This window comes from Streptomyces roseus, from assembly GCF_001044425.1.
Taxonomy (GTDB): Bacteria; Actinomycetota; Actinomycetes; order Streptomycetales; family Streptomycetaceae; genus Streptomyces; species Streptomyces roseus.
The window spans coordinates 89,727-109,445 of the sequence record NZ_LFML01000150.1 but is presented as its reverse complement, the minus strand read 5'-3'; the positions used below and the strand labels follow the sequence as shown (position 1 = coordinate 109,445).

General features: G+C 73.2%; 16 protein-coding genes. 6 read left to right on the top strand and 10 right to left on the bottom strand.

Features of this window, described 5'->3' with window-relative positions:
- A partial coding sequence (locus ACS04_RS36995; RefSeq protein WP_048480290.1) for a SagB family peptide dehydrogenase occupies positions 1-1,038 on the top strand: 1,038 nt, incomplete at its 5' end.
- 128 nt (positions 1,039-1,166) lie between these two features.
- Here the strand turns inward: ACS04_RS36995 and ACS04_RS31615 are convergent.
- Positions 1,167-2,288 carry a nucleotide disphospho-sugar-binding domain-containing protein gene (locus ACS04_RS31615; RefSeq protein WP_048480263.1) on the bottom strand — a complete coding sequence of 374 codons (1,122 nt, stop codon included), beginning with the start codon at positions 2,286-2,288 and terminating at the stop codon, positions 1,167-1,169.
- A gap of 212 nt (positions 2,289-2,500) precedes the next feature.
- The gene (locus ACS04_RS31610; RefSeq protein WP_048480262.1) at positions 2,501-3,274 is read right to left on the bottom strand and encodes a YqjF family protein; all 774 of its coding nucleotides are present in this window, start codon (positions 3,272-3,274) and stop codon (positions 2,501-2,503) included.
- 114 nt (positions 3,275-3,388) lie between these two features.
- Here ACS04_RS31610 and ACS04_RS31605 point away from each other — a divergent pair, with 114 nt between their 5' ends.
- Positions 3,389-4,432 (top strand): S66 family peptidase, encoded by a 1,044-nt coding sequence (locus ACS04_RS31605; RefSeq protein ID WP_048480261.1) that lies wholly within the window; start codon positions 3,389-3,391, stop codon positions 4,430-4,432.
- A 109-nt stretch (positions 4,433-4,541) separates the two neighbouring features.
- A complete protein-coding gene (locus ACS04_RS31600) occupies positions 4,542-5,201 on the top strand; it encodes a DUF998 domain-containing protein (RefSeq protein ID WP_048480260.1) in 660 nt (219 codons plus the stop codon).
- A 9-nt stretch (positions 5,202-5,210) separates the two neighbouring features.
- Here the strand turns inward: ACS04_RS31600 and ACS04_RS31595 are convergent, their stop codons facing one another.
- Both ACS04_RS31595 and ACS04_RS31590 read right to left on the bottom strand, forming a co-directional pair.
- Positions 5,211-6,830 carry an MFS transporter gene (locus ACS04_RS31595; protein ID WP_048480259.1) on the bottom strand — a complete coding sequence of 540 codons (1,620 nt, stop codon included), beginning with the start codon at positions 6,828-6,830 and terminating at the stop codon, positions 5,211-5,213.
- 126 nt (positions 6,831-6,956) lie between these two features.
- Positions 6,957-10,379, bottom strand: coding sequence for a S8 family peptidase (locus ACS04_RS31590; protein ID WP_048480258.1), 3,423 nt, complete (start codon positions 10,377-10,379; stop codon positions 6,957-6,959).
- Positions 10,380-10,656: 277 nt separating this feature from the next.
- On the opposite strand from ACS04_RS31590, the gene ACS04_RS31585 reads away from it, so the two are divergent.
- The gene (locus ACS04_RS31585) at positions 10,657-11,274 is read left to right on the top strand and encodes a TOPRIM nucleotidyl transferase/hydrolase domain-containing protein (protein ID WP_048480257.1); all 618 of its coding nucleotides are present in this window, start codon (positions 10,657-10,659) and stop codon (positions 11,272-11,274) included.
- 33 nt (positions 11,275-11,307) lie between these two features.
- Here ACS04_RS31585 and ACS04_RS31580 read toward each other — a convergent pair whose 3' ends face one another.
- From ACS04_RS31580 to ACS04_RS31565, 4 genes are read right to left on the bottom strand one after another with little or no spacing between them, the layout of a single operon-like run.
- Positions 11,308-11,685, bottom strand: coding sequence for a hypothetical protein (locus ACS04_RS31580; RefSeq protein WP_048480256.1), 378 nt, complete (start codon positions 11,683-11,685; stop codon positions 11,308-11,310).
- Positions 11,685-11,924, bottom strand: coding sequence for a hypothetical protein (locus ACS04_RS31575; protein ID WP_048480255.1), 240 nt, complete (start codon positions 11,922-11,924; stop codon positions 11,685-11,687). The genes ACS04_RS31580 and ACS04_RS31575 overlap by 1 nt, the downstream gene beginning before the upstream one ends.
- 40 nt (positions 11,925-11,964) lie before the next feature.
- On the bottom strand, positions 11,965-12,969 hold the full coding sequence (locus ACS04_RS31570; protein ID WP_048480254.1) for a HEAT repeat domain-containing protein: 1,005 nt from the start codon (positions 12,967-12,969) through the stop codon (positions 11,965-11,967).
- A gap of 3 nt (positions 12,970-12,972) precedes the next feature.
- On the bottom strand, positions 12,973-13,710 hold the full coding sequence (locus ACS04_RS31565) for a HEAT repeat domain-containing protein (protein ID WP_078865552.1): 738 nt from the start codon (positions 13,708-13,710) through the stop codon (positions 12,973-12,975).
- A gap of 242 nt (positions 13,711-13,952) precedes the next feature.
- Here ACS04_RS31565 and ACS04_RS39840 point away from each other — a divergent pair, with 242 nt between their 5' ends.
- A complete protein-coding gene (locus tag ACS04_RS39840) occupies positions 13,953-14,186 on the top strand; it encodes a hypothetical protein (protein WP_245236646.1) in 234 nt (77 codons plus the stop codon).
- A 67-nt stretch (positions 14,187-14,253) separates the two neighbouring features.
- On the opposite strand, the gene ACS04_RS31555 is transcribed toward ACS04_RS39840, so the two are convergent.
- Entirely contained in the window at positions 14,254-17,355 is a 3,102-nt protein-coding gene (locus ACS04_RS31555) for a glycoside hydrolase family 3 protein (protein WP_107438758.1), read from the bottom strand.
- A gap of 192 nt (positions 17,356-17,547) precedes the next feature.
- On the bottom strand, positions 17,548-18,801 hold the full coding sequence (fabV, locus tag ACS04_RS31550) for an enoyl-[acyl-carrier-protein] reductase FabV (RefSeq protein WP_048480251.1): 1,254 nt from the start codon (positions 18,799-18,801) through the stop codon (positions 17,548-17,550).
- Positions 18,802-19,078: 277 nt separating this feature from the next.
- Here fabV and ACS04_RS31545 point away from each other — a divergent pair, with 277 nt between their 5' ends.
- On the top strand, positions 19,079-19,633 hold the full coding sequence (locus tag ACS04_RS31545; protein ID WP_048480250.1) for a GNAT family N-acetyltransferase: 555 nt from the start codon (positions 19,079-19,081) through the stop codon (positions 19,631-19,633).
- Positions 19,634-19,719 lie beyond the last annotated feature (86 nt).

The following is a 19,719-nucleotide window of genomic DNA, read 5'->3' as shown; positions in this document are numbered from 1 at the left end:
GCCGAGCCGTGGCTCGCGGAGTGGACCCGGCGGGTGCGGGAGGCCGACGCCCGGTTGCGCACCGCCGTACCGCCCGCGGACCGGCCGGACGCGCCGGTGCGGACGCAGCGCCGCCTGTGGGTGTGGGCCTCCCAACTGCACATGCTGTTCAACCGGCTGGGGGTGGCCCCGGACGAGGAGCGGGCCGTCTGCCGCCTCGCGGGGCGCGCGCTGCTGGAGACTGACGATGGGGAGGGCTTCTTCGGCTCCGGGCCGCGCGCCGCGGACTACCAGTACCTGGAGCAGAGCAAGTTCCAGATCGGCCGTCCGCAGGACACGGCGGTACGGAGCATCGCGCGGCCCGACGTCGCGTCCGGACTCCGGACCGAGACCGAACGGCCGCTCCCCGCCGCCCCGTTGCCGGAGCTGTCCCTCGCCGAGGTGTTGCGGGGCCGCAGTTCGGCGCGCGGAGCGCTGCGGGGGCCGCTGACCGCGCAGGAGCTGGGCGGGGTGCTGTGGCACGCCCACGCGCCGAGCCATGTGTCCCGGCAGGCGCTGGCCGACGGCACGCAGCGCACCCTGAGCCACCGCCCGTACCCGAGCGCCGGCGCCCTGTACAGCGTGCGGGTGAGGCTCCTGGCGCTCTCCGTGGCGGGGCTGGCCCCGGGCACCTACCACTGCGTGCCGGAGCGGCGGTCGCTGGTCGCCCTCGGCCCCACGCCGGAACTCGACGGGCTGAAGGCGTTGTCCTCGTACTTCTCGCGCCCGGCCGAAGACCCGGACTCCGTGGGGATCGACGAGGCACCGGCCGTGCTGGCGGTCCACCTGGACCTCGGCCTGCTCCGCCGCCGCTACGGGCTGCGGGCGCTGCGGCTGGGCCTGCTGGAGGCCGGGCACCTTGCCCAGACCCTCCAGCTCACGGCCGGCGCGTTCGGGCTGGGCACGATCCCGCTCGGCGGCCTGCACGACGACCTGGCGCACGAACTGCTGGGCCTGGACGACCTGGACGAGCCGATCCAGTACCTCATGCCGCTGGGCCGCCCGGCCCCGCGCGCGTAGGACCGCGACGGGACCGGAGGCCGGGGCCGGAGGCGGACGGGGCGCCGGCGGACGGTGCGCCGGCGGACGGGCCGGTGACCCGGCAGATCCTCCGGGCCCCGGCCGGCCCTTACGTTCCGCCGCGCCGTCTAGGAGGCGGCCAGGGCCTCCAGGGCGGGGACCGTCTCGGCGGGGGTGGGCAGGGCCTCGTTCTCCGCCCGGAGGCGGGCGGCGCCCTCGCGCAGGGCGGGGTCGGTGATGAGGCGGGTCAGGAGCGCGGTGTCGACGTCGTCGGAGGCGGAGCGCAGGGCGGCGCCGGTCGCGGTGAGGGCGTCGGCGTTGGTGAAGTGGTCGGCTCCCTGGGGCAGCAGGAGCTGGGGCAGCCCGGCCTGCAGTGCGGTGAGCAGGGTGCCGGAGCCGCCGTGGTGGATCAGCGCGTCGGAGGTGGTCAGCAGCTCGGCGAGCGGTACCCAGGGCAGCGGGCGGACGTTCTCCGGGAGGGTGCCGAGCGCGGTGAGGTCGGCGTCGCCGACGGCGAGCAGGAACTCGGCGTCCACCGAGGCGGCGGCTTCGGTGAGGCGGACGATGGCGCGGACGCCGTCCATCTCGGTGAGCACGGTGCCCAGGGTGACGGCGACGCGGGGCCGGTCGCCGCGGCGGAGCAGCGCGGCCGGGACGGTGCCGCCGCCGTTGTACGGGAGGTAGCGCATCCGCAGGCCGCCCGCGTCGCCGCCGAGCGAGGCGGGGACGATGTTCAGCGCGGTGGGCTCGGCCGGGCCAAAGACCCCGTACGTCTCGTACGCCTCGGTGAAGTTGGCGGCGAGCCGGCCGACCATGTCGAGACCGGAGGTGACTCCGAAGTTCTGGATGACCGAGGGGATCTTCAGCTTCGCCGCGACCAGCGGGGCCGAGGCCTGGAACGAGTCGTAGACCAGCAGGTCGGCGCCCCAGTTCCCGGCGACCTCCAACAGGCCGTCCACCGTGGGGCGGGAGATCATCGCGAATCCGCGGGCCGCCCTGTCCAGTATCTGGTCCTGCGACATGTCCGGGGCGACGTAGCGCATCTCCTCGTCGGAGGACTGCTCCATCACCTCGCGAATGGTGCGGCCGTCGCCGATCTCGACGATCGCGAAGCCCGCCTCACGGAGCCGGTCGAGCGGCTTCGAACTCGCGAACAGCACGTCGTGGCCGGCGGCTCGTAAAGCCTGCGCGGTCGGAATCATCGGGAAGAGGTGTCCGGCCGAAGCCGGACCGGTGAAGAGTATGCGCACAGCCGTTCTCCTTGCCCGCGGTATGACAGTCGGAGAGGGGCCGTACGAGCCCGCCCCCGGTTCCTCTCAGAGAACTGGGGTCGAGGCTCGCCGTGTTCCCGGAAAAGGGGTCGATAATCGGACGTTCTCGAACCGGCCACACCGCGCCGCACCGCGCCGCACCGCGCCGCTCCGCCCGCCGGAGCGGGGCCGCGTCCGGCCGGGCGGCGGGTTCACCGCGGGGACGGCCCCGCACCCGGGCGGACCGGCGGGGTGAAGCGGACCGCGACCCCCGGGGAGTACAGGACGCTCACGGGCGGTCCTGCCGGGGCCGGCAGGCCGGCGGCGGTGACCAGGTCTTCCCTGCAGTCGAGGAGTTCGGCGCGGTGCAGGGGCCAGCGCGGGTGGGAGTTCGGCAGGTACACCGGCCGGCCGAACGCTTGGGTGTGCATGCCCCACCGGGCGGTCAGGAAGTGTTCCAGGGCGCTCGGCTCCGCGAGCCGCTCGCCGATCCGTACGGCGATCCGGCTGTGCGCGCCGCGCGGGCCGGGCAGGCGCCGGCTGCTGGTGTAGGTGACGGTGTCGCCGTCGTGGCGGATCCTCATCCGCGACCACACGTACGGGAGGCGGAACACGGCGCGACCGACGGCCACCGGGAGGAGCCGGGAGGCGTCCAGCGAGCGGAAGACCACCCCGCGCCGGCCCTGGGCGTCGACCGAGTAGAGACGGACGTTGGTCTCCGGGAACGACCCCAGATAGGGGATGCCGGGCAGGCGGAGCCAGCCGATCCTGTGCATGCGGAACGCCACCAGGCCGACGTAGGTGACCCCGTCCAGCACGTCCGCCACCGTGCCGGCGGGCAGCAGCGGGGTGACGTCGGCGGGATCGGCCGCCCAGTGCACGAAAGCCAGGTCCAGCCAGTGCTGGGTGAGCAGCGGCCGGTCGGTCGTGAAGGGCGGATCGGCCGAGATCGGTTCGGGAACGGCGGCGGACGGCGGCGGACGCATGGGGGCGAGTATGGCCGAGACGCCGGGCGACCGCGGCCAAGGCCACGGCCCCGGGCCGGCCCCGTCGGTGAAACCCGCTGGGAGGAGCGGGCCACCGGTTCCTAAGATCATCCGATGGAGATTCCCCTTTACCCCGCGAAACCCCGTCCCGGCGACCGGATCGCGGTGCTGTCCCCCTCGTCCGGTCTGCCCGGTGTCTTCCCCCTGCCCTACGAACTGGGGCTGCGCAGACTTCAGGACGACTTCGGCCTGAAGGCGGTGGAGTACCCGACGACCCGCACGATGGGTACGACCCCCGAGGCGCGGGCCGCGGACATCCACGCGGCGTTCGCGGACCCCGACATCAAGGCGGTGATCACCAGCATCGGCGGCGAAGACCAGCTGACCGTCCTGCCCCACCTCGACCGCGACCTCCTGCGGGCCCACCCCAAGCCGTTCTTCGGCTACAGCGACAACACCAACCTGCTGCTGTTCCTGCGGAACGCGGGGATCGTCGGGTACCACGGCGGCTCGGTCATGGTCGGGCTCGGTCGGCCCGGTGCGCTGAACCCGCTGACCGAGGCCTCCCTGAGGGCGGCACTGTTCACCTCCGGCGAGTACGAGCTCACCCCGGCCGGTGCTTTCGGGGACGTCGACGGGCGCTGGGAGGATCCCCGTACCTTCGATGCCGAGCCCGAGACGGAGCCCGCGGGCGGCTGGATCTGGCACAACGGCGACCGCGTGGTCGACGGGATCAGCTGGGGCGGCAACCTGGAGATCATTTCCTGGCTGCTGATGGCGGACCGCGCCGTCCTGCCCGTCGAGTCCTACGCGGGCAACGTGCTGTTCCTGGAGACGTCCGAGGACATGCCGAGGGCCGAGGACGTCTACTGGATCCTTCGCGGCATGGGCGAACGCGGGCTGCTCCGGCAGTTCCCCGCACTCCTGATGGGCCGGGCCAAGGCCTGGTCGTTCGAGAACCCGCTCGGCCCCCGGGAAAGGGACCTGTACCGCCGGCGGCAGCGCGAGGCCGTCCTGCGGGCCCTCGGGCAGTACGCCCCCGACACCATGGCGGTGTTCGACGTCGACCTGGGCCACACCGACCCCCAGCTCGTGGTTCCCGTCGGAGGGCGCGTCCGGGTGGACGGCCTGACGCGCAGGATCACCGTCACGTACTGAGCCGTCTGCGGGACGCGCCGACGTGAGGTCGTCGCGCTCCGGCCCGGGCGGGACATACTGGGTCACCCGGCCCCGTACGGCTCGCAGCGGACCCGAAGGCACAGGCGGCATGCGCGAACTCACCTTCACGGCCTCGCGGAGACTCATGGCCGGGGGTCTCCTGTGGGCCTCCCTCGTCCAGATCTTCGTGGTGAACAACGCCGTCGTCCTGCCCCGTGCTTCGAGCCAGAACCTGGTGGACCACATCATCTCGGCGCTCGGCGTGACCCGCTGCGGTCGTATCGGAGGATTCCGTTTCTGCTCTCCTTGGCACGAGGCGGCCGACATCGCCTGGATCGTCGGAGGGTTCTGCCTCGTCCTCGGCGCGGTCCTCGGTGCCGCGGTCCTTCCCCCGGACCGCCTCCGGAACCTGGCCTTCGCCGTCCTGGCCGTCAGCGGTGCGGGACTCGTGTCGACCGGCTTCAATCCGTACAACCTCCGTCCGGCCCTCCACCTGCTCTCCGCCGGGACGTGCTTCTTCTGCGGGGCCGTGGGCGTACTGCTGCTGGGAGGCATGATCCGGCGGGCGCATCCGTACTGGGGTACGACGGGCATCCTGTGCGGGGTCACGTCCATCGTCGCGGCCACCCTCACGGCGCTCAGGCCGGACCCCTACGTCCAGGGCCTGTTCGAGCGCATCGCCGCGTGGCCCAGCGTCATCTGGGTGATCTGCTTCGGGGCGTACGTCGCCTTCTCCGCGCGGCGGGCGTCCCGCAGCCGCCGCCCGTGACGCGCGGGTTCAGGGACGGGTTCCCGCCCCTGTGGTCCCTTCCGGCTCTGTGGCATCGCCCGTCACGCCCGTCACGCCCGTCACGCGCGTCCCCGGGTGCAGGAAGGTGCACAGCCACGCCAGGCCCAGCGCGATGGCCATCCCGTAGAACACCCACTGGTTGGCCCGGGCGAAGTCCATGTGCACGGCCTCGAAAGAGTTCCGCATCAGCGTGGCGCTCGGCCCGTCGCCGGTCGGCGCACGGTCGTCCGGATGGCCGATGACCGATTCGGCGATGCCGCGGGCCGCGCCCGGCACCATCTGCTCCGGCAGGCCCTCCGCCGTGAGCGTCTGCGCGACGCGACTGGTCGTGACATGGGTGAGGAGCGTGCCGAAGACCGCCATTCCCAGGGCTCCCGCGTAATTGCGCACGGTCTGCGTGATGCCGGTGACCTCGCCGTACGAGGCACCGATCGCCCGGTTCACGGCGTCGGTGGAGGCCGGGGAGAGCACGAGGCCCATCCCCGCCCCGGCGATGCACGCGTAGGGCCACTGGTCATGGGCCGAGAGGTCCGTCAGTTTCCACGCCCACAGGGCGAATCCCGCGCAGGCGAGCGCGGTGCCGAGCTTCATCGTGGGCCGGGCGCCGTGCTTGTCGAGGATCCGGCCGCCCCATTGGGCCGAGAGGCCGAACCCGGCGAAGAAGTACAGCACGTACAGCGCTGCCTGGTGGGGCGAGGCGCTGAGCGAGATCTGCGCGTACACCGACGCGAAGAAGAGCACGGGGACGAACGCCAGCATCGAGAAGAAGAGCACGAGGGTGTCGGCCGTGAAGGCCCGGTCGCGGAAGACCCGCAGCTTGATGAGCGGCTCGGGCGTGCGCAGTTCGTACCGGCAGAAGAGGGCGAGGACGAGGAGTCCGCCGATGATGCACGCCCAAGTGGCGGGGCTGGTCCAGCCCCAGATGGACGACTGCTGGATCCCGAAGACGTTCAGCGCCATGCCGCCGGCGACGAGTACGGCGCCGGGCGCATCGACGCGTTCGCGCTTGCGGGTGACGGGAATGCGGGCGCGGGCGGTCAGGACGAGCGCGACGACGGCCACGGGGACGTTGATCCAGAAGACGGCCCGCCAGGTCCAGGAGGTCAGCCAGCCGCCGAGCAGCGGCCCGAGGGCGGTGAGCGCGCCGGCGAGCACGAAGAACAGGGCCAGGGCCCGGCCGCGTTTGTCGACGGGCACGACGGAGACGACCACGGCGAGGGCGGCGGGGAACACCAGGGCCGCGCCCACGCCCTGGGTGGCGCGGAAGACGACGAGCCAGCTCTGGGCGAAGTCCCCCGAGGGCACGGAGCCGCACAGCACGGAGGAGACGACGAACAGCAGCGTTCCCGCCACGACCACGCGGCGGTGCCCGAGGACGTCGGCGAGGCGCCCGCCGAGCGCGAAGCACGCGGCGAGCGCGAGCAGGTACGCGTTGACCACGCGTTGCATTCCGGAGGACGAGAGGCCGAGCTCCTCGACGATGCTGGGGGCGGCGATGCTGACGATCGTCTGGTCCACGAAGATCATCGCGACGGCGAAGAGCATGGCCGTGAGGGCGAGGACCTGCATCGGCGCCTTCCCGCTCCCTCTGTCCCGCACGGTCCCCATCCTCCCCGCCGCGGATCCGCCGCGCACGCCGGTGGGGGCGCGGTGACGGCGTGCCGGGGTGGGCGAAGGGCCCCGGACGGGTGTCCGGGGGCCTTCGCCCAGGCCGGTGGGCCGTAGCCGAGTGGGTCAGTGTGCGGTGAGCCGGTAGGCGTTCGTGATCGTCTCCTGCACGGTGTTCGCGCCCTTGTCGCTCAGGTTCACGAGGAAGGACACGGCCCCGCCCGTCGCGGGGTGCCGCACGTTCACCGAGCGGGCCCCCTTCGCGTCGGTCCTGACCGTGAGGGGCTTCCACGTCGCGCCCTCGTCGTACGAGACCTCGACGGTCAGTGCGGCCACCTGACCGGGTGCCGCCGCCGCTCCGCCCACCACCAGCGGCACGTTCAGCGTGCCGCCCGCCGGGGCGGTCCCGCTCAGGCTCAGGTCCGGCGAGAGGCGGACGGTCGACAGGGGCAGCCGGACCGGTTCGTCGCCGGGCGGCCGGGCCGAGGTGAACGTCCAGACCGCGGCGACCTTCGTACTGGTGGACGTGTCCTCGGCGGAGCGGCTCGCCTCCATGCTCAGCCGGTACGGCGCGGGGGCGGCCGGGACCTCGGCGCTCAGCCAGTCGTTGGCCTGTCCCTCGGCGATGGTCCGGCCGCCGGATTCCAGCCGGGCGAAGCCCCCTGTGGTCACGGACGAGCCCGAGTGCCCGGCCCCGTCGTTGAACAGCTGGATCCTGGAGCTGACGTAGTCGCCGCTCCGCTCGACGACCTGGTCGTTGCCGGCCTCCAGATCGGGCCCGACCACGCCGGTGTTGAAGGCCAGCGTCCGGCGGGCGGCCGGCTTGTAGGCCACCGGACCCTCGGAGTAGATGATGCGTTCCTCGCCCTGAGCGTTGACCTGCGAGGCGCTCCAGGACCACCGCACGCCGCCGGTGCTGAGGTACTGCGTGGCGGCCAGTGGCGCCTCCTGGTCCACGGGGTCCGACACGCCGGCGCCGAAGCCTTCCGCGTCGGTCGGGGTCACCCGTATCCGGCTTTTCACCCCGCTGACCGACGCGCCGAAACCGAGCTTCACCTCGGCCACGTCGGCCCGGGTGACGGTGCGCTTGAGGCCGGTGAACCAGTTGCCCGTACGGTGGAAGGCGAGCCGGTAGTCCGTCTTCTCGCCCGCCGCACCGGGCTTCTTCCACACCCCGTTGTACTGGGCGCGCAGATCGCCGCCGGCCCCGCCCGGTGCGGCGGTGAGGATCTGTGTCCGACCGTCGGTGAACCAGACGTTGCCCACGCCCGCGGCCCTGTCCTCGTAGCCGACGGCGGCGCTGACCAGCCGCGCGGCCGGATCCGGGGCGGTGACGGCGAACGGCTTCGCCTTGCGGAGGTCCAGCGTGACCGTGGCCTTCGCGGTCAGCTTCAGCACCGGCTGCACGAAGACGGCCAGCCGGTCGCCCGCGTCGTAGACGAAGCTCTCCAGCTGGTAGTCGCCCTTGGGCAGCCGCCGCGTGACGACGCCGGTCGGGTTGTTCGGGAAGTCGAAGCGCTCGCGGGTGTCCGTGCCCGTCGTGCTGAGCGTCGCGTAGAAGGACAGCGGGCTCGGCCCGGTGCCGCCCGTGTGCCGCAGGGTGAGGTCGTACGACTCCACCTCGCGCTCGACGACGAGGCCGGTGCGCACCGACTGGCCCTCTCCGGCGGCCAGTACGGTGCCGCCGAACGCCCCGTCGACCGTGCCCCGGCGGGTGTCGGCGGTGACGGTGGTCTGCGCGCTGCCGCCCGCGGGAACGGTGAGCGCGGCGTCCTTGACGGTGAACATCCCGGCCGGGGCCGGGTTGCCGGCCGGGTCGGTGCCGCTCGCGCTCAGCCTGAGCGTGACGGGCTCGGTTCCGTAGTTGCGGTAGGTGAGCGTCCTCGCGATCGGCTCGTCATCGGCGTGCGGCCAGGTCTGGGTGCCGAAGGAGAGGGCGCCGGGCTCGGAGACGACCGCCGCGGTCACGGCCCGTTCCAGGTCGATGCGGCCCGCGCCCTGCTGGAAGGCGTTGAGTGCCGGGGCGGGCTCGGCCGATCCGGTCAGCAGCGCCTTGACCTGGGCGCCGCTCCACGTCGGGTGCTGCTGGAAGAGCAGGGCGGCGGCGCCCGCGGCGTGCGGGGTGGCCATCGAGGTGCCGCTCATCGACACATAGCCGTCGCCCGGCGGGAAGTACGGGCTCTGCGTGGTCCGGGCGGCGGTGATGTCGACGCCCGGGGCGGTCACGTCCGGCTTCGACGCCCCGTCGGCCGTCGGCCCGCGGCTGGAGAAGTCGGCGAGCCGGTCCTGCTTGTCCACCGCGCCGACCGCCAGCGCGGCGGGGGCGCTGCCGGGCGAGCGGATCGTGGCGGCCTTGTCGCCCTCGTTGCCCGCGCAGGCCACGAAGAGGGCCTTGTCGGAGAGTCGGGCGACGGCTTCCTCCATCGGGTCGACTCCCGGGGAGTCCTGGGCTCCGAGGCTCATGTTGACGACCCGCGCGCCTTGGTCGACCGCCCACTGCATACCGCTGACGATGCTCGATTCGGAGCCGAAGCCGTCGTCGTCCAGCACCTTGCCGTCCAGGATCCGCACGCCGGGCGCCACGCCTTTGTAGACGCCGCCCGACTGCGCGCCCGAGCCGGCGAGGGTGGACGCCACGTGCGTACCGTGCCCGGCGACGTCCCCGGAGCCGGGCGAGGAGCTGAAGTTCCGCTGCGCCGCCTCCACGCCCTTGAGGTCCGGGTGGGTCTCGTCGACGCCGGTGTCGAGGACCGCCACGGTGATGCCCTCGCCGGTGTAGCCGGCGGCCCACATCGCGGGCGCGCCGATCTGCGGCACGCTCTTGTCCAGGGCCGTGTGGACCCGTCCGTCCAGCCACAGGCGGGCGATGGGCGCGGCGGAAGCGGGGCCCGCGGTGCCTGGGGCGCCTGCCGTACGGGCGCCGGACGTACGACCGGTGACCGTCGACCAGAGGGCCGCGGCGGCGGCCTTAGGCACCCGGAAGGACTCGCCGTCGACGGCGGGCAGCGGGCGGCGTTCGCGCGCGATCCCGGCGAACGCGTCGGGTGTGGTGGCGAAGGCCCCCACCGCGGAGCCGTTGCGCCGGTAGCCGACGATCAGGGGCAGGGTGTCGCGGTGCGCGTCGTCGTAGCCGTCCCTTACCAACTGCGCGACGTCGAAGAGCCGCCGGTCGAGGACGCCCTCGGCGATCATCGCGAGGCCGTCCTGCGGGATGACGTACGTGTGCTCCGCCTCGGTCCGTACCGAGAAGACGATCCCCTCCCGGCCCTCGCCACGCACGAGTTGGCTGACGCGGCCGTCGCCGCCGACGAGGACGCGGTCCCCGGTGATCAGTGTCACGGTCGCCGGCGCCTTCACGGAGGGCCTGGCCTGCGCCGTCCTGGCCTGTGCCGTCCGGGCCGACGGGGCGGCCGACGTGTTCCCGCCGTCCTGCGCGGTGGTGCTCGCGTCCTGCGCCGGCCGGGCGCCGGCCGGTGCGGCGCCCGTGATCAGTGTCCCGGCCACGGCGGCGGCCAGCGCCGCCTTTCCCGCCCTGGAAACGATTCCCACCCTGGTCCCCCAACTTCGCGTCCACACCGGTGTGTTCGCCGGCAGGTCCTGGCCGGTACCACGCTTCCCGCCGGCCGCCGGTTCTCGACGGACACGAGAGGAACGGCTTTCGCCCGCGCAATACAACCGTGGTGGTAGGGATGCGCTCACCCTGGTGGGAGGCGGACGCCCACCCTGGTGGCAGGAGCCCGCCCCGATCGGACCGTTAGCCACGCGCGGCCCGCGCGCTCGGCGATATTGCGTACCGCGCCGGGCGCGGGGCGTGCAGACTCGGCCCATGGTGGACATGGGGGCGTTCCGGGACGCGGTCGACGGCTGGGCCGCGGGCGGCCCCGGCGGACCGGCGGGCGATTTGGCGGTACGGCTGGGGTTGCGTACGGCGGTGCTGTTGGAGGGGCTGAGCGACCTCGCCGCCGTCGAGGCGCTCGCGGCGCGGCGGGGCCGCGACCTCGCCGCCGAAGGGGTGGGCGTCATCGCGATGGGCGGGGCGATGAACGTGGGACGCTACGCCGGCCTGCTCGGGCCGCCCGGTCTCGGCCTGCGCCTGACCGGGTTGTGCGACGAGCGGGAGCGGCCGTACTACGAGCGCGGCTTGATGCGGGCCGGGGCGGCGGACGGGGAGTTCTTCGTGTGCGCCGCGGACTTGGAGGACGAGTTCATCCGCGCGCTCGGCGCGGCGGCGGTCGAGGAGATCATCCGGGTCGAGGGCGACGTGCGGGCCTGGCAGACCTTCCTGCGGCAGCCCGCGCAGCACGGCCGGCCCCGGCAGCAGCAGTTGCGGCGCTTCCTCGGCACGAAGAAGGGACGCAAGATCCGCTACGGCCGCCTGCTGGTGGAGAGCCTCGGCCCCGGACAGGTCCCGGCCCCGCTCGAAAACCTGCTCGCAAGCCTGTGACCGGCTCCGTGGCGACGGCGGTCGGACGAAGGCTCAGGTGGCGGTGGGCCAGGAACGCAGCAGCGCGGAGATCCCTCCGGCGGAGCAGGCGGGGCTGAGGAGGAGGTCCCTGAGGGCGATCGCGTCCTCACGGGTGGGTTTGGCGCGGATTCCAGCGGCTTCGAGGTACATGACGCCGGTGGCCGCTGCCACGGCCATGTTGGAGCGCTCCAGCCAGCGGCAGCGGGCGAGGGTGTGGACGAGGGCCGCCGCCTTGGCGTACGGGCCGTCGTACAGCGGCTGCTCGAACAGCTCGGCCCGGTGGCGGGCGACCGCCGAGACGGGCACGCCGTAGTCGTCCGGGGCCGGATCGCCCACCCCGGCCGCTTCGGCCACCTGCAGAATCCAGGCGACGTCGATGTGCAGTTCCATCAGGCGGCACGCGTCCCCGGCGCGGCCTGCTGCGCGTCCTCGGCCTCGTCGAAGACGCTCTGGTGCTCGGCCAGGAAGCGGGCGGCGGCCTCCACCGCGCGGGCCCGCAGTCCGCTGGCGTCGTCCTGCACGAGGCGGGCGAGGTAGTCACCGATGCTCAGGCCCAGGTCGGCCGCGCGCTTCTTGGCCAGTTCCGCGATGTCCGCGTCGACGCGGGCACCCAGCTGCGTTTTCCCCATGGGCCGATGGTAACAGCTGTTACCACCCGGCGGCGAGGGGTCAGCCAGCACCGCGCAGGGTGAGGACGTACGCCGCCGTCAGGGCGACGGCGGGGTCTTCGTCCCGGGCCAGGTCCGTCAGGGCGCGCCTGGCCGTGGCGCCCGGGATGTCCGCGAGCGCCTGCGTCAACCGCAGGCGCACGGGCGGGGCCGCGGAGCCGCCGGGGAGACGGGCCGCGAGTTTGCCGGCGATCCGCTCGGCCAGTGCGGGGCGGCTCGCCAGCCCGCTCAGCGCGTCGGCCGCCTCGACGTCGTTCCTCCCCTCGACGATCATGTCGACGAGGGCGGGGATCGCGTCGGCGACGCCCCGCGCTCCGAGCGCCAGGGCCGCCTGCCCGCGGACCGCGGCGTCGGGGCCGTTCAGGGCGGTTCGCAGGAGCGCGGTCGAACCGTCGCCCGGGATCTCGGCGATCGTCCGGACGGCCCGCTCCCGTACCTCGGCCGCCGCTGAGGCCAGGCCCCCCGCCAGCAGTTCCAGCGCCCCGTCGCCCGACCGGGCCACGGCCCAGCGAAGGGCCCCGGCGACGTTCGGATCCGTCTCGCCGAGGGCTGCCTCCACGAGCGCCTCCACCGGGAGCGGCGCCGTGTCGGCCGAAGCCAGCGCCGCGCGCTGGCGTCTGCCGGGGCTGTCCGAGCCCAGCGCGTGCAGGAGCGCGACGGTGTGGAGCACCTCCTCCCAGCCGTCGGGTTCCGCGGCGCCGATCCGGCGCAGCCGCGTGAGGAGCGCCGTCTCGGCGGTGATGCGCTCCTGTGTGGTGCGGATGAGCTCCTCCACGAGTTCCGAGGGCCGGAAGGCCGGATCGTCCAGGGCCCGTGCCACATCGCGCAGCGACAGACCCAGGGAGCGCAGACTCTCGATGTGGAAGATCCGCCGGATGTCCTCGCCCGAGTACTCCCGGTACCCGGACCCGGTGCGTCCCGTCGGACTCACCAGGCCGAGCGATTCGTAGTGCCGGAGCATGCGGGCGCTGACCCCGGACCGCCTGGCCACCTCACCGATCAACACCGTCTACGCTCCTCCCGGCTGGTCCCGCATGGCCGCCACGCGCTTGGCCTCCTCGATCGCGTACTCGAATCCGGATTCCGGATCGCGCAGCAGCCGCCGCGTGGCCATCGCATGATGGCGTACGCGGGGGTCGGGATCCGCCGTCGCGGGGCTCAGGGCCGGCCCCGCGGCCCCCTCCCCGAGGGCGATCAGCGCCCTGCTCAAACTCAGTTGTGTCTCGCGTCCGCCGCGCCCCAGTTGTGCCGCGAGCGCCACGGCCAGCCGGGGCTCCTCGCCTTCGGGTACGAGTACGACCGCGGCCCGCCAGGCGCTGCGGGCCACCTCCTCGTCGGCGTCGGACAGGAGCGCTCCGGTGATCGCCGGCCATGCCCGCCCGTCGCCGATCTTGGACAGGGTGTGCAGCGCCTGGCTCCTCGCCCGCGCCCCCTCCGACCTGAGCTCCGCGACGAGGGGCGGGAGCGTCAGGGACGGCTCGTGCCGGGTGAGCGCCCACGTCAGCATCTCGCGCACGGAGAAATCGGGCTCGACCCCGCACCGCTCGACGAGCTTCCCTACGGACCGCGGGTCCGGGGCCGAGCCGATCGCCAACGCCGCGCGCAGCCGTACCGAGGGGCGGGCGTCGTCCAGCGCCCGCAGAGCGCCCCCGTCAGTCGCGGCCGGGGCCGGTGCCGGGGCTGCAACCCGGTCCGCGTCCGCGTCCGTCTTCGTTTGCTTCTTCGTGTCCTGGTCGACCGTGGTCATGGGAACCACCTCCTCGGCCACAGTGAAGACCTTGTCATCGTGTCAAGGTCAAACGTGTCCGAGCCATCGGGGACACGGCTCCCCACCATTGGTCATGCGCCTGACAGCACCACCGAAGGGAGCGATCAGCGCATGACCACGCCCGCTGGTACACCCGTTGGGGATGGATCGAGCCGAGGGCGGCCGCGGCGGGCCCCGAGCTGCCGTACGCTCGCGAGCTCCGGGCCCGCCCGTTCAACCCCGTGGAACGGCTGGTGTTCTCGGCGGCGGCGCGCGACGAGTCCGTGGCGCGGCACACGCACCTGTTCGCACAGCGCCTGATCGGTCCGGTGCGGTTCCTGAACCCCGTGGCGCCGGCCAAGGCCTCGGCCGTCAACATCAGGCACCGCGGGACGACCGCGACCCCGACCGCGACCCCGGCCGCGACCGCATCCGCGACGCCGCCCCCGTCACCGTCCGGCGCGGACGGCCGCTGAGCCGCGACCGGAGGGCCCCGCCCGCGGGCGGACGGCCCCCGCGCCCGGGCGCGGGGGCTCCCTCGCGCTACCGGGCCGCCGCGCGGAAGGCCATGGTCAAGTCGGCCACCGCCCCCGTCAGATCGCCGGTCAGGAGCCGGTGGTCCGCCTCGGCGAAGGGCTGGGCCGAGGCCTGGGTGAAGCGTCCGCCGACCCGCTGCGCGGCGATGGCCCGGGCCCGGTCCGCCACCGCGCGGCCGGCCTGCGAATCGGCCCCGGTCGTGCGCTCGACCGCCGCCGCGGCGATCGCCAGGGCGCGCAGGGCCGCCTCGCCGCCCTGCGCGGGAGGCGCGAGCGTGGTCAGCCCCCAGCCGTACGGGAACTGCGGATCGTACGCCGCGTCGCCCACGTTGATCGGCAGCTGCGCCGACGACTTCGGCCAGCTGACCGGGAGCCGGCCCGTGAACGCCCGCTTGCCGTACAGCACGTCCGCGACCCCGTCGCCCTCGGTGCCCGGGAGCCAGGACGCGACGAGCGCGCCCATCCGGTCGAGCCGGTCGCCGATGAGCTGCGGGCGGCCCGAGACCACGAGCACCGCGCACCGCATCGCCGCGCAGACCCGGTCCACGGCGGTCCGGTCGGCCGCGGAGAGTTCGAGGTCGTGGCCGTTGCCCACGTCACCGACGCCCTCCGCGTAGGGGGTCTCGCCCACGACCACCACGCCGACGTCGTACCCGGCCGTCGGCGCGCTCGCGTCCTTGGAGTACGTGAGCGATTCCGGCGAGGCGGCGGCCTTGCGCATGCCCTCCAGGATCGTGGTGCCCACCGTGTTCCGCCCCGACGAGCCCTGCCAGCTCACCGTCCAGCCGCCCACCTGGTTGCCCAGGTCGTCCGCGTTGGATCCGGCGACGTACACCTTCTGCGAGGGCTTCAGCGGCAGCAGGCCGCCCTCGTTCTTCAGGAGGACCTGGGACTTGGCCGCCGCCTCGCGGGCCACCGCCCGGTGTTCGGCCGAGCCGACCACCCCGAGGCCGGAACGGTCGGCGTACGGCTTCTCGAACAGGCCCAATTTGAATTTCTGTTCGAGGATCCGCGCCACGGCGTCGTCGATCCGCGCCTGCGGGATCCGGCCCGCGGCCGCCTCGTCGAGCAGCGTGCGGTGGAAGTCCTGGTACGCGCTCGGCACCATGATCATGTCGAGGCCTGCGTTCACCGAGGTCCGGACGTCGCTCGCGTAGTCGCCGGGGATCTGGTCGATGGCCTGCCAGTCGCTGATGACGAACCCCTTGAAGCCCATCCGGTCCTTGAGCACGCCGTTGATCAGTTCCGCGTTGGCGTGCATCTTCACCGGGCCGGCGTCGTCGTCCGTGAAGTCCACCGAGGAGTAGGAGGGCATGACCGTCCCCACTCCGCGCTTGACCGCCTCCTGGAACGGGGCCAGGTGCACCGCCTCCAGTTCCCGCCGGCTGACCCGGGTGACGCCTTGGTCGATGGTGTAGGAGCCGGTGGTGGAGGAGCCGTACGCGGTGCCGCCGTCGCCCGCGTAGTGCTTGGCCGTGGTCAGCACCTTGTCCGGGCGGCCCAGATCCCGGCCGTCCGGCGCGCCCTGCATGCCGCGGATCACCGTCTCCATCGCGGTGACCAGCGCGGGGTCCTCGCCGAAGGCCTCGTACGAGCGGCCCCAGCGCTCGTCACGGGTCACGCACAGGCAGGGGGCGAAGTCCCAGGGGACGCCCGTCGCCCGCACCTCGGCTGCGGTCACCGCGCCGGTCCGCTCGGCCAGCTGCGGGTCGCGGGAGGCGCCCAGGCCGATGTTGTGGGGCATGATCGTGGATCCGACGAGGTTGTTGTGGCCGTGCACGGCGTCCACGCCGTAGAGGAGTGGGATCTGGAGTCGGGCCGCCCGGGTGCGCAGCTGGTAGCCGTCCACCATGTCGGCCCACGCCGCGGGAGTGTTGGGGTTGGGGACGGAGCCGCCGCCGGACAGGAGCGAGCCCAGGCCGTACGCCGCGATGTCGCCCGGGGCCCTCAGCGCGTTGCGTTCGGCCTGGGTCATCTGGCCGGCCTTCTCCTGCGGGGTCATGCGGGCGAGCAGGTCCGCGACCCGCTGCCGCACCGGCAGTTTCGGGTCCAGGTACGGGAGCCCGTGCGCGTCGATCACGACGAGGGGGTCCTCGGCGGGCGGCCGGGCCCCGGTCACGGTCAGCTTCAGCGGTACGGTCTCGGCGGTTTCGCCGTCGCGGTCCTTGGCGGTCTCGACGGTGACGGTACGGGAGGTGCCGGACGGGGTTCCGGCGGGGAAGGTGAGGGTGCCGGTCAGCGGCTCGTAGTCGGCTCCGGGTGTCGCGGTGCCGCCCTCGGTGGTGTAGCCGACGGTCACCGGCTCGGTGAGCGGTCCGGAGCCGGTCGTGGCCACGGAGACGCGTACGTCGGCCGAGCCGCCTTCCTTCACAGGGTGAACGGTCGTATCGGTGACGACCCTGGTCTGCGCGACCGGGTCGGCCGCCCCGTACACCTCCACCCCGTCCAGCATGAACTCGCCGGCGCGGCCGACGGGGAAGGTGAAGGCGTAGCCCCACATCGAGGTCAGGCCGAGCACTTGGTCGATGCCGCCGACCGGTTGGTAGTCGGTGCGGTACTCGAAGCGGGAGAACGGGAGCTCGACCAGGTGCCAGCCCTGCCAGTCGTCGGTGAAGGAGGTCGTCCACAGCTCGGAGGCCTCGCCGTTGGCCCCGCCGTCCTTGAGCTCGAAGTGGATCCGGGGACCCGAACCGGGCGGCAGCGGCGCCGTGTTCTGCCCGTACCACCAGAAGCGGATGCCGCCGCGGGTGCTCCAGTCGTGGGCGGGCCGGTCGAAGGCGAAGTCGTGGGTGTAGCCGCCCCAGCCGCTGATGTCGTAGCTGCCGTGCAGGACCTTCGTGCCCTCGGGGGCGTCGGCGCGCTCCCGCAGCTCCAGCCGGGGCTGGTCGTCGCCGTCGCTGCCCCAGGTGAAGATGCCTTCGGCGGGAGGTCCGGCGAAGGGGATCTCACCCTCGAAACGGTCGACCGCCGTCGGGGGCGGGACTTCCCCGGCGGCGGCCGTGGCCGTGGCCTGTGCGAGCGGGAGGAGCGCGGCGAGTACGCCGGCCACACCCAGCAGGGCGGTTCTGAGCCGGCGCCGGGCCGGTTTCACGCGTGCGGTACTCACGATGCGCCTCCGAGGTCTACACCACCGGGCAGGACACCGCGTGAGTCAACTGAACGGGCTCGCCGACGTCAAGACTTCACGTCAGGACTGGCCGAATGCCGCCCGGTACGGAGGACCGGCGCCTGCTTGCGTTCGGCTCCTGAACCTGCGGACGCACCCCGACGCCCTCGTGGGTCTCCTCCGCGTCCGTGGGCGTCATGACCCCGCGCGGGTCCCCGCATCCCGGGCGTGGGACGTGGGGTCGGGCCAGGGGACGTCGGTCGCCACGGGGGCGGCGTAGTCGATGCCGGGCACGGAGAATCCGTAGAGCCGCCGGACCTCGGCGCTGAACCAGTCGAGGTCGGCCAGGTCGGCGATGGTGGCCGTGGTGGCGGTCTTCCAGCGCTCGGCGACGGCCGCCTGCACCCCGTCCGTGAGTTCCCACGTGTCCAGGCGGACCCGGCCCTCCGCGTCCAGGTCGAGCGGTGCGACGCCGGTGAGCTGGTCCCACAGCGCGGCGAGCTGGCGGACCGGCGGGACGAGGCCCTCGCCGAGTACGCCGCGCAGCAGGCCGGTGTACAGGGCGATGCCGGGGATGGCGGTGGAGGACTGGGTGACGGCGGCGCCGTTCACGGAGGTCACGGCCCGCCCGCCCACGGTCGTGCCGAGCCGCTCGTTCAGGGTGCGGGCGGTGGCCTCCAGGTGGGCCTTGGCCGCCCCGATGGTGCCCTGCCGGTAGATCGCCGCCGTGAGCGACGAGCCGATGTACGACAGCGCTGCGGTGGTGAACCCCTCGGCGAGCAGGCCCCGCGCGGCGAGGTGGTCGATCCAGCGTTCCCAGTCCGCGCCGCCCATCACGGCCACGGTCTGCTCCACGTCGTCTCCCTCGGCCGGCGCGGTCTCGACCTCGCGGACCTCGGGAACACCCTCCTCGTCGAAGACCAGGGTCTTGGTGCGGTCCGGCCGGCCGATCGGCTTGAGGACGGAGGCGTACGTGGTCCCGGTCGCGGGGTCGGTGCGCCGGGGCGCGGCCACCGAGTAGACGAGGTGGTCCAGCCGGCCACCGAAACGCCGCTCGACGAGGTCGGCGACCTGATCCTTCATCGAGTCGGAGAAGGCATCGCCGTTGAGGAGGACGAGGTCCCGCCCGGCCGCGCGGGCGAGGTCCGCGGTGGCGGCCGTGCGGTACCAGCCGGCCGTTGCCGTACGCCGTTCGGTGGGGCCCTTCTCGAAGGACACGCCGATACCGCGGATGCCGACGCGCTTGAGTCCGGCGAGCGTGGCCGCGAGACCGTATCCGGCGGAGGAGCCGACGACCAGAGCCACCGGCCCGTCGCCGTCCGGTGCCCCGGCGGGTGTAGGGGCGGGACAGGCGTCCCACATGTCGGCGACTGACTGCGCGCACCCCGCCGGATGGGAGTCGAGGAAGAGGAAGCCCCGACTGCGGGGTGTGAGAACGCGCTCGTTCATGAGGGCAAGTCCTTGGATCGCCGGAACAGGGCCGCGGCGACCGGTCGGGCCGCCGCACCCTGCAAGTCTGTTGCGGCGCGGACTCCCGCGGTGGTCCTGCCCACGACAATGATCACGAGCGGGTCTTGGAGCGTTCCGCCACTTCCCCCGCCGCGAGGGACGCCCGCGACACGACCGGTACGCGGTGCGCCCCGGTGAACACATCCGGCTCCTCGACGGGCCGTTGACGCGTCTTAATGGTTTGCCGCACGCCGATCCCGTCCGATAGGACTCGTTCATGCTGACGGGTCACAAGGTCGGGCTCCGGGCCCGCCACGATGAAGACTTCCCGATCCTGCGGGCGGAGCTCTACAACGACGTGGTCAACGGCTCGCGGTCGCAGGTCGCGCCGTGGCGGCCCGTCTCACCCGACTCGAAGGACTCCGAGCTCTTCGTGCACGACAAGGAGGAGGGGCGCGTGCCGTTCTCCGTGGTCGACTTGGAGGACGGCGCCCTGATCGGCATCGCGAACCTGTGGGGCATCGACAACCACAACCGCTCCGCGCACATCGGGCTGGGGCTGTTGCCGGCGGCCCGCGGCAAGGGCTTCGGAACCGACGTGGTCGCGGTGCTGTGCCACTACGGGTTCGTCGTACGCGGGATGCAGCGGCTCCAGATCGAGACGCTGTCGGACAACGACGCGATGCTGCGCTCCGCCGAGCGCAACGGTTTCGTGCGCGAGGGCGTGCTGCGCTCCTCGGCCTGGGTACTCGGCGAGTTCATGGACGAGGTCCTGCTCGGACTCCTCGCCCGGGACTGGCGGCCGACCGCCCTCACGTCGGCGGACGCATAAGAGCGGCCGTCAAACGCAAAAGACGCTCGGCCGGGTTCCGGTGAGCGTCTCGCGTATGTGTGCGTATGGTGCCCGCGTCGTCAGGT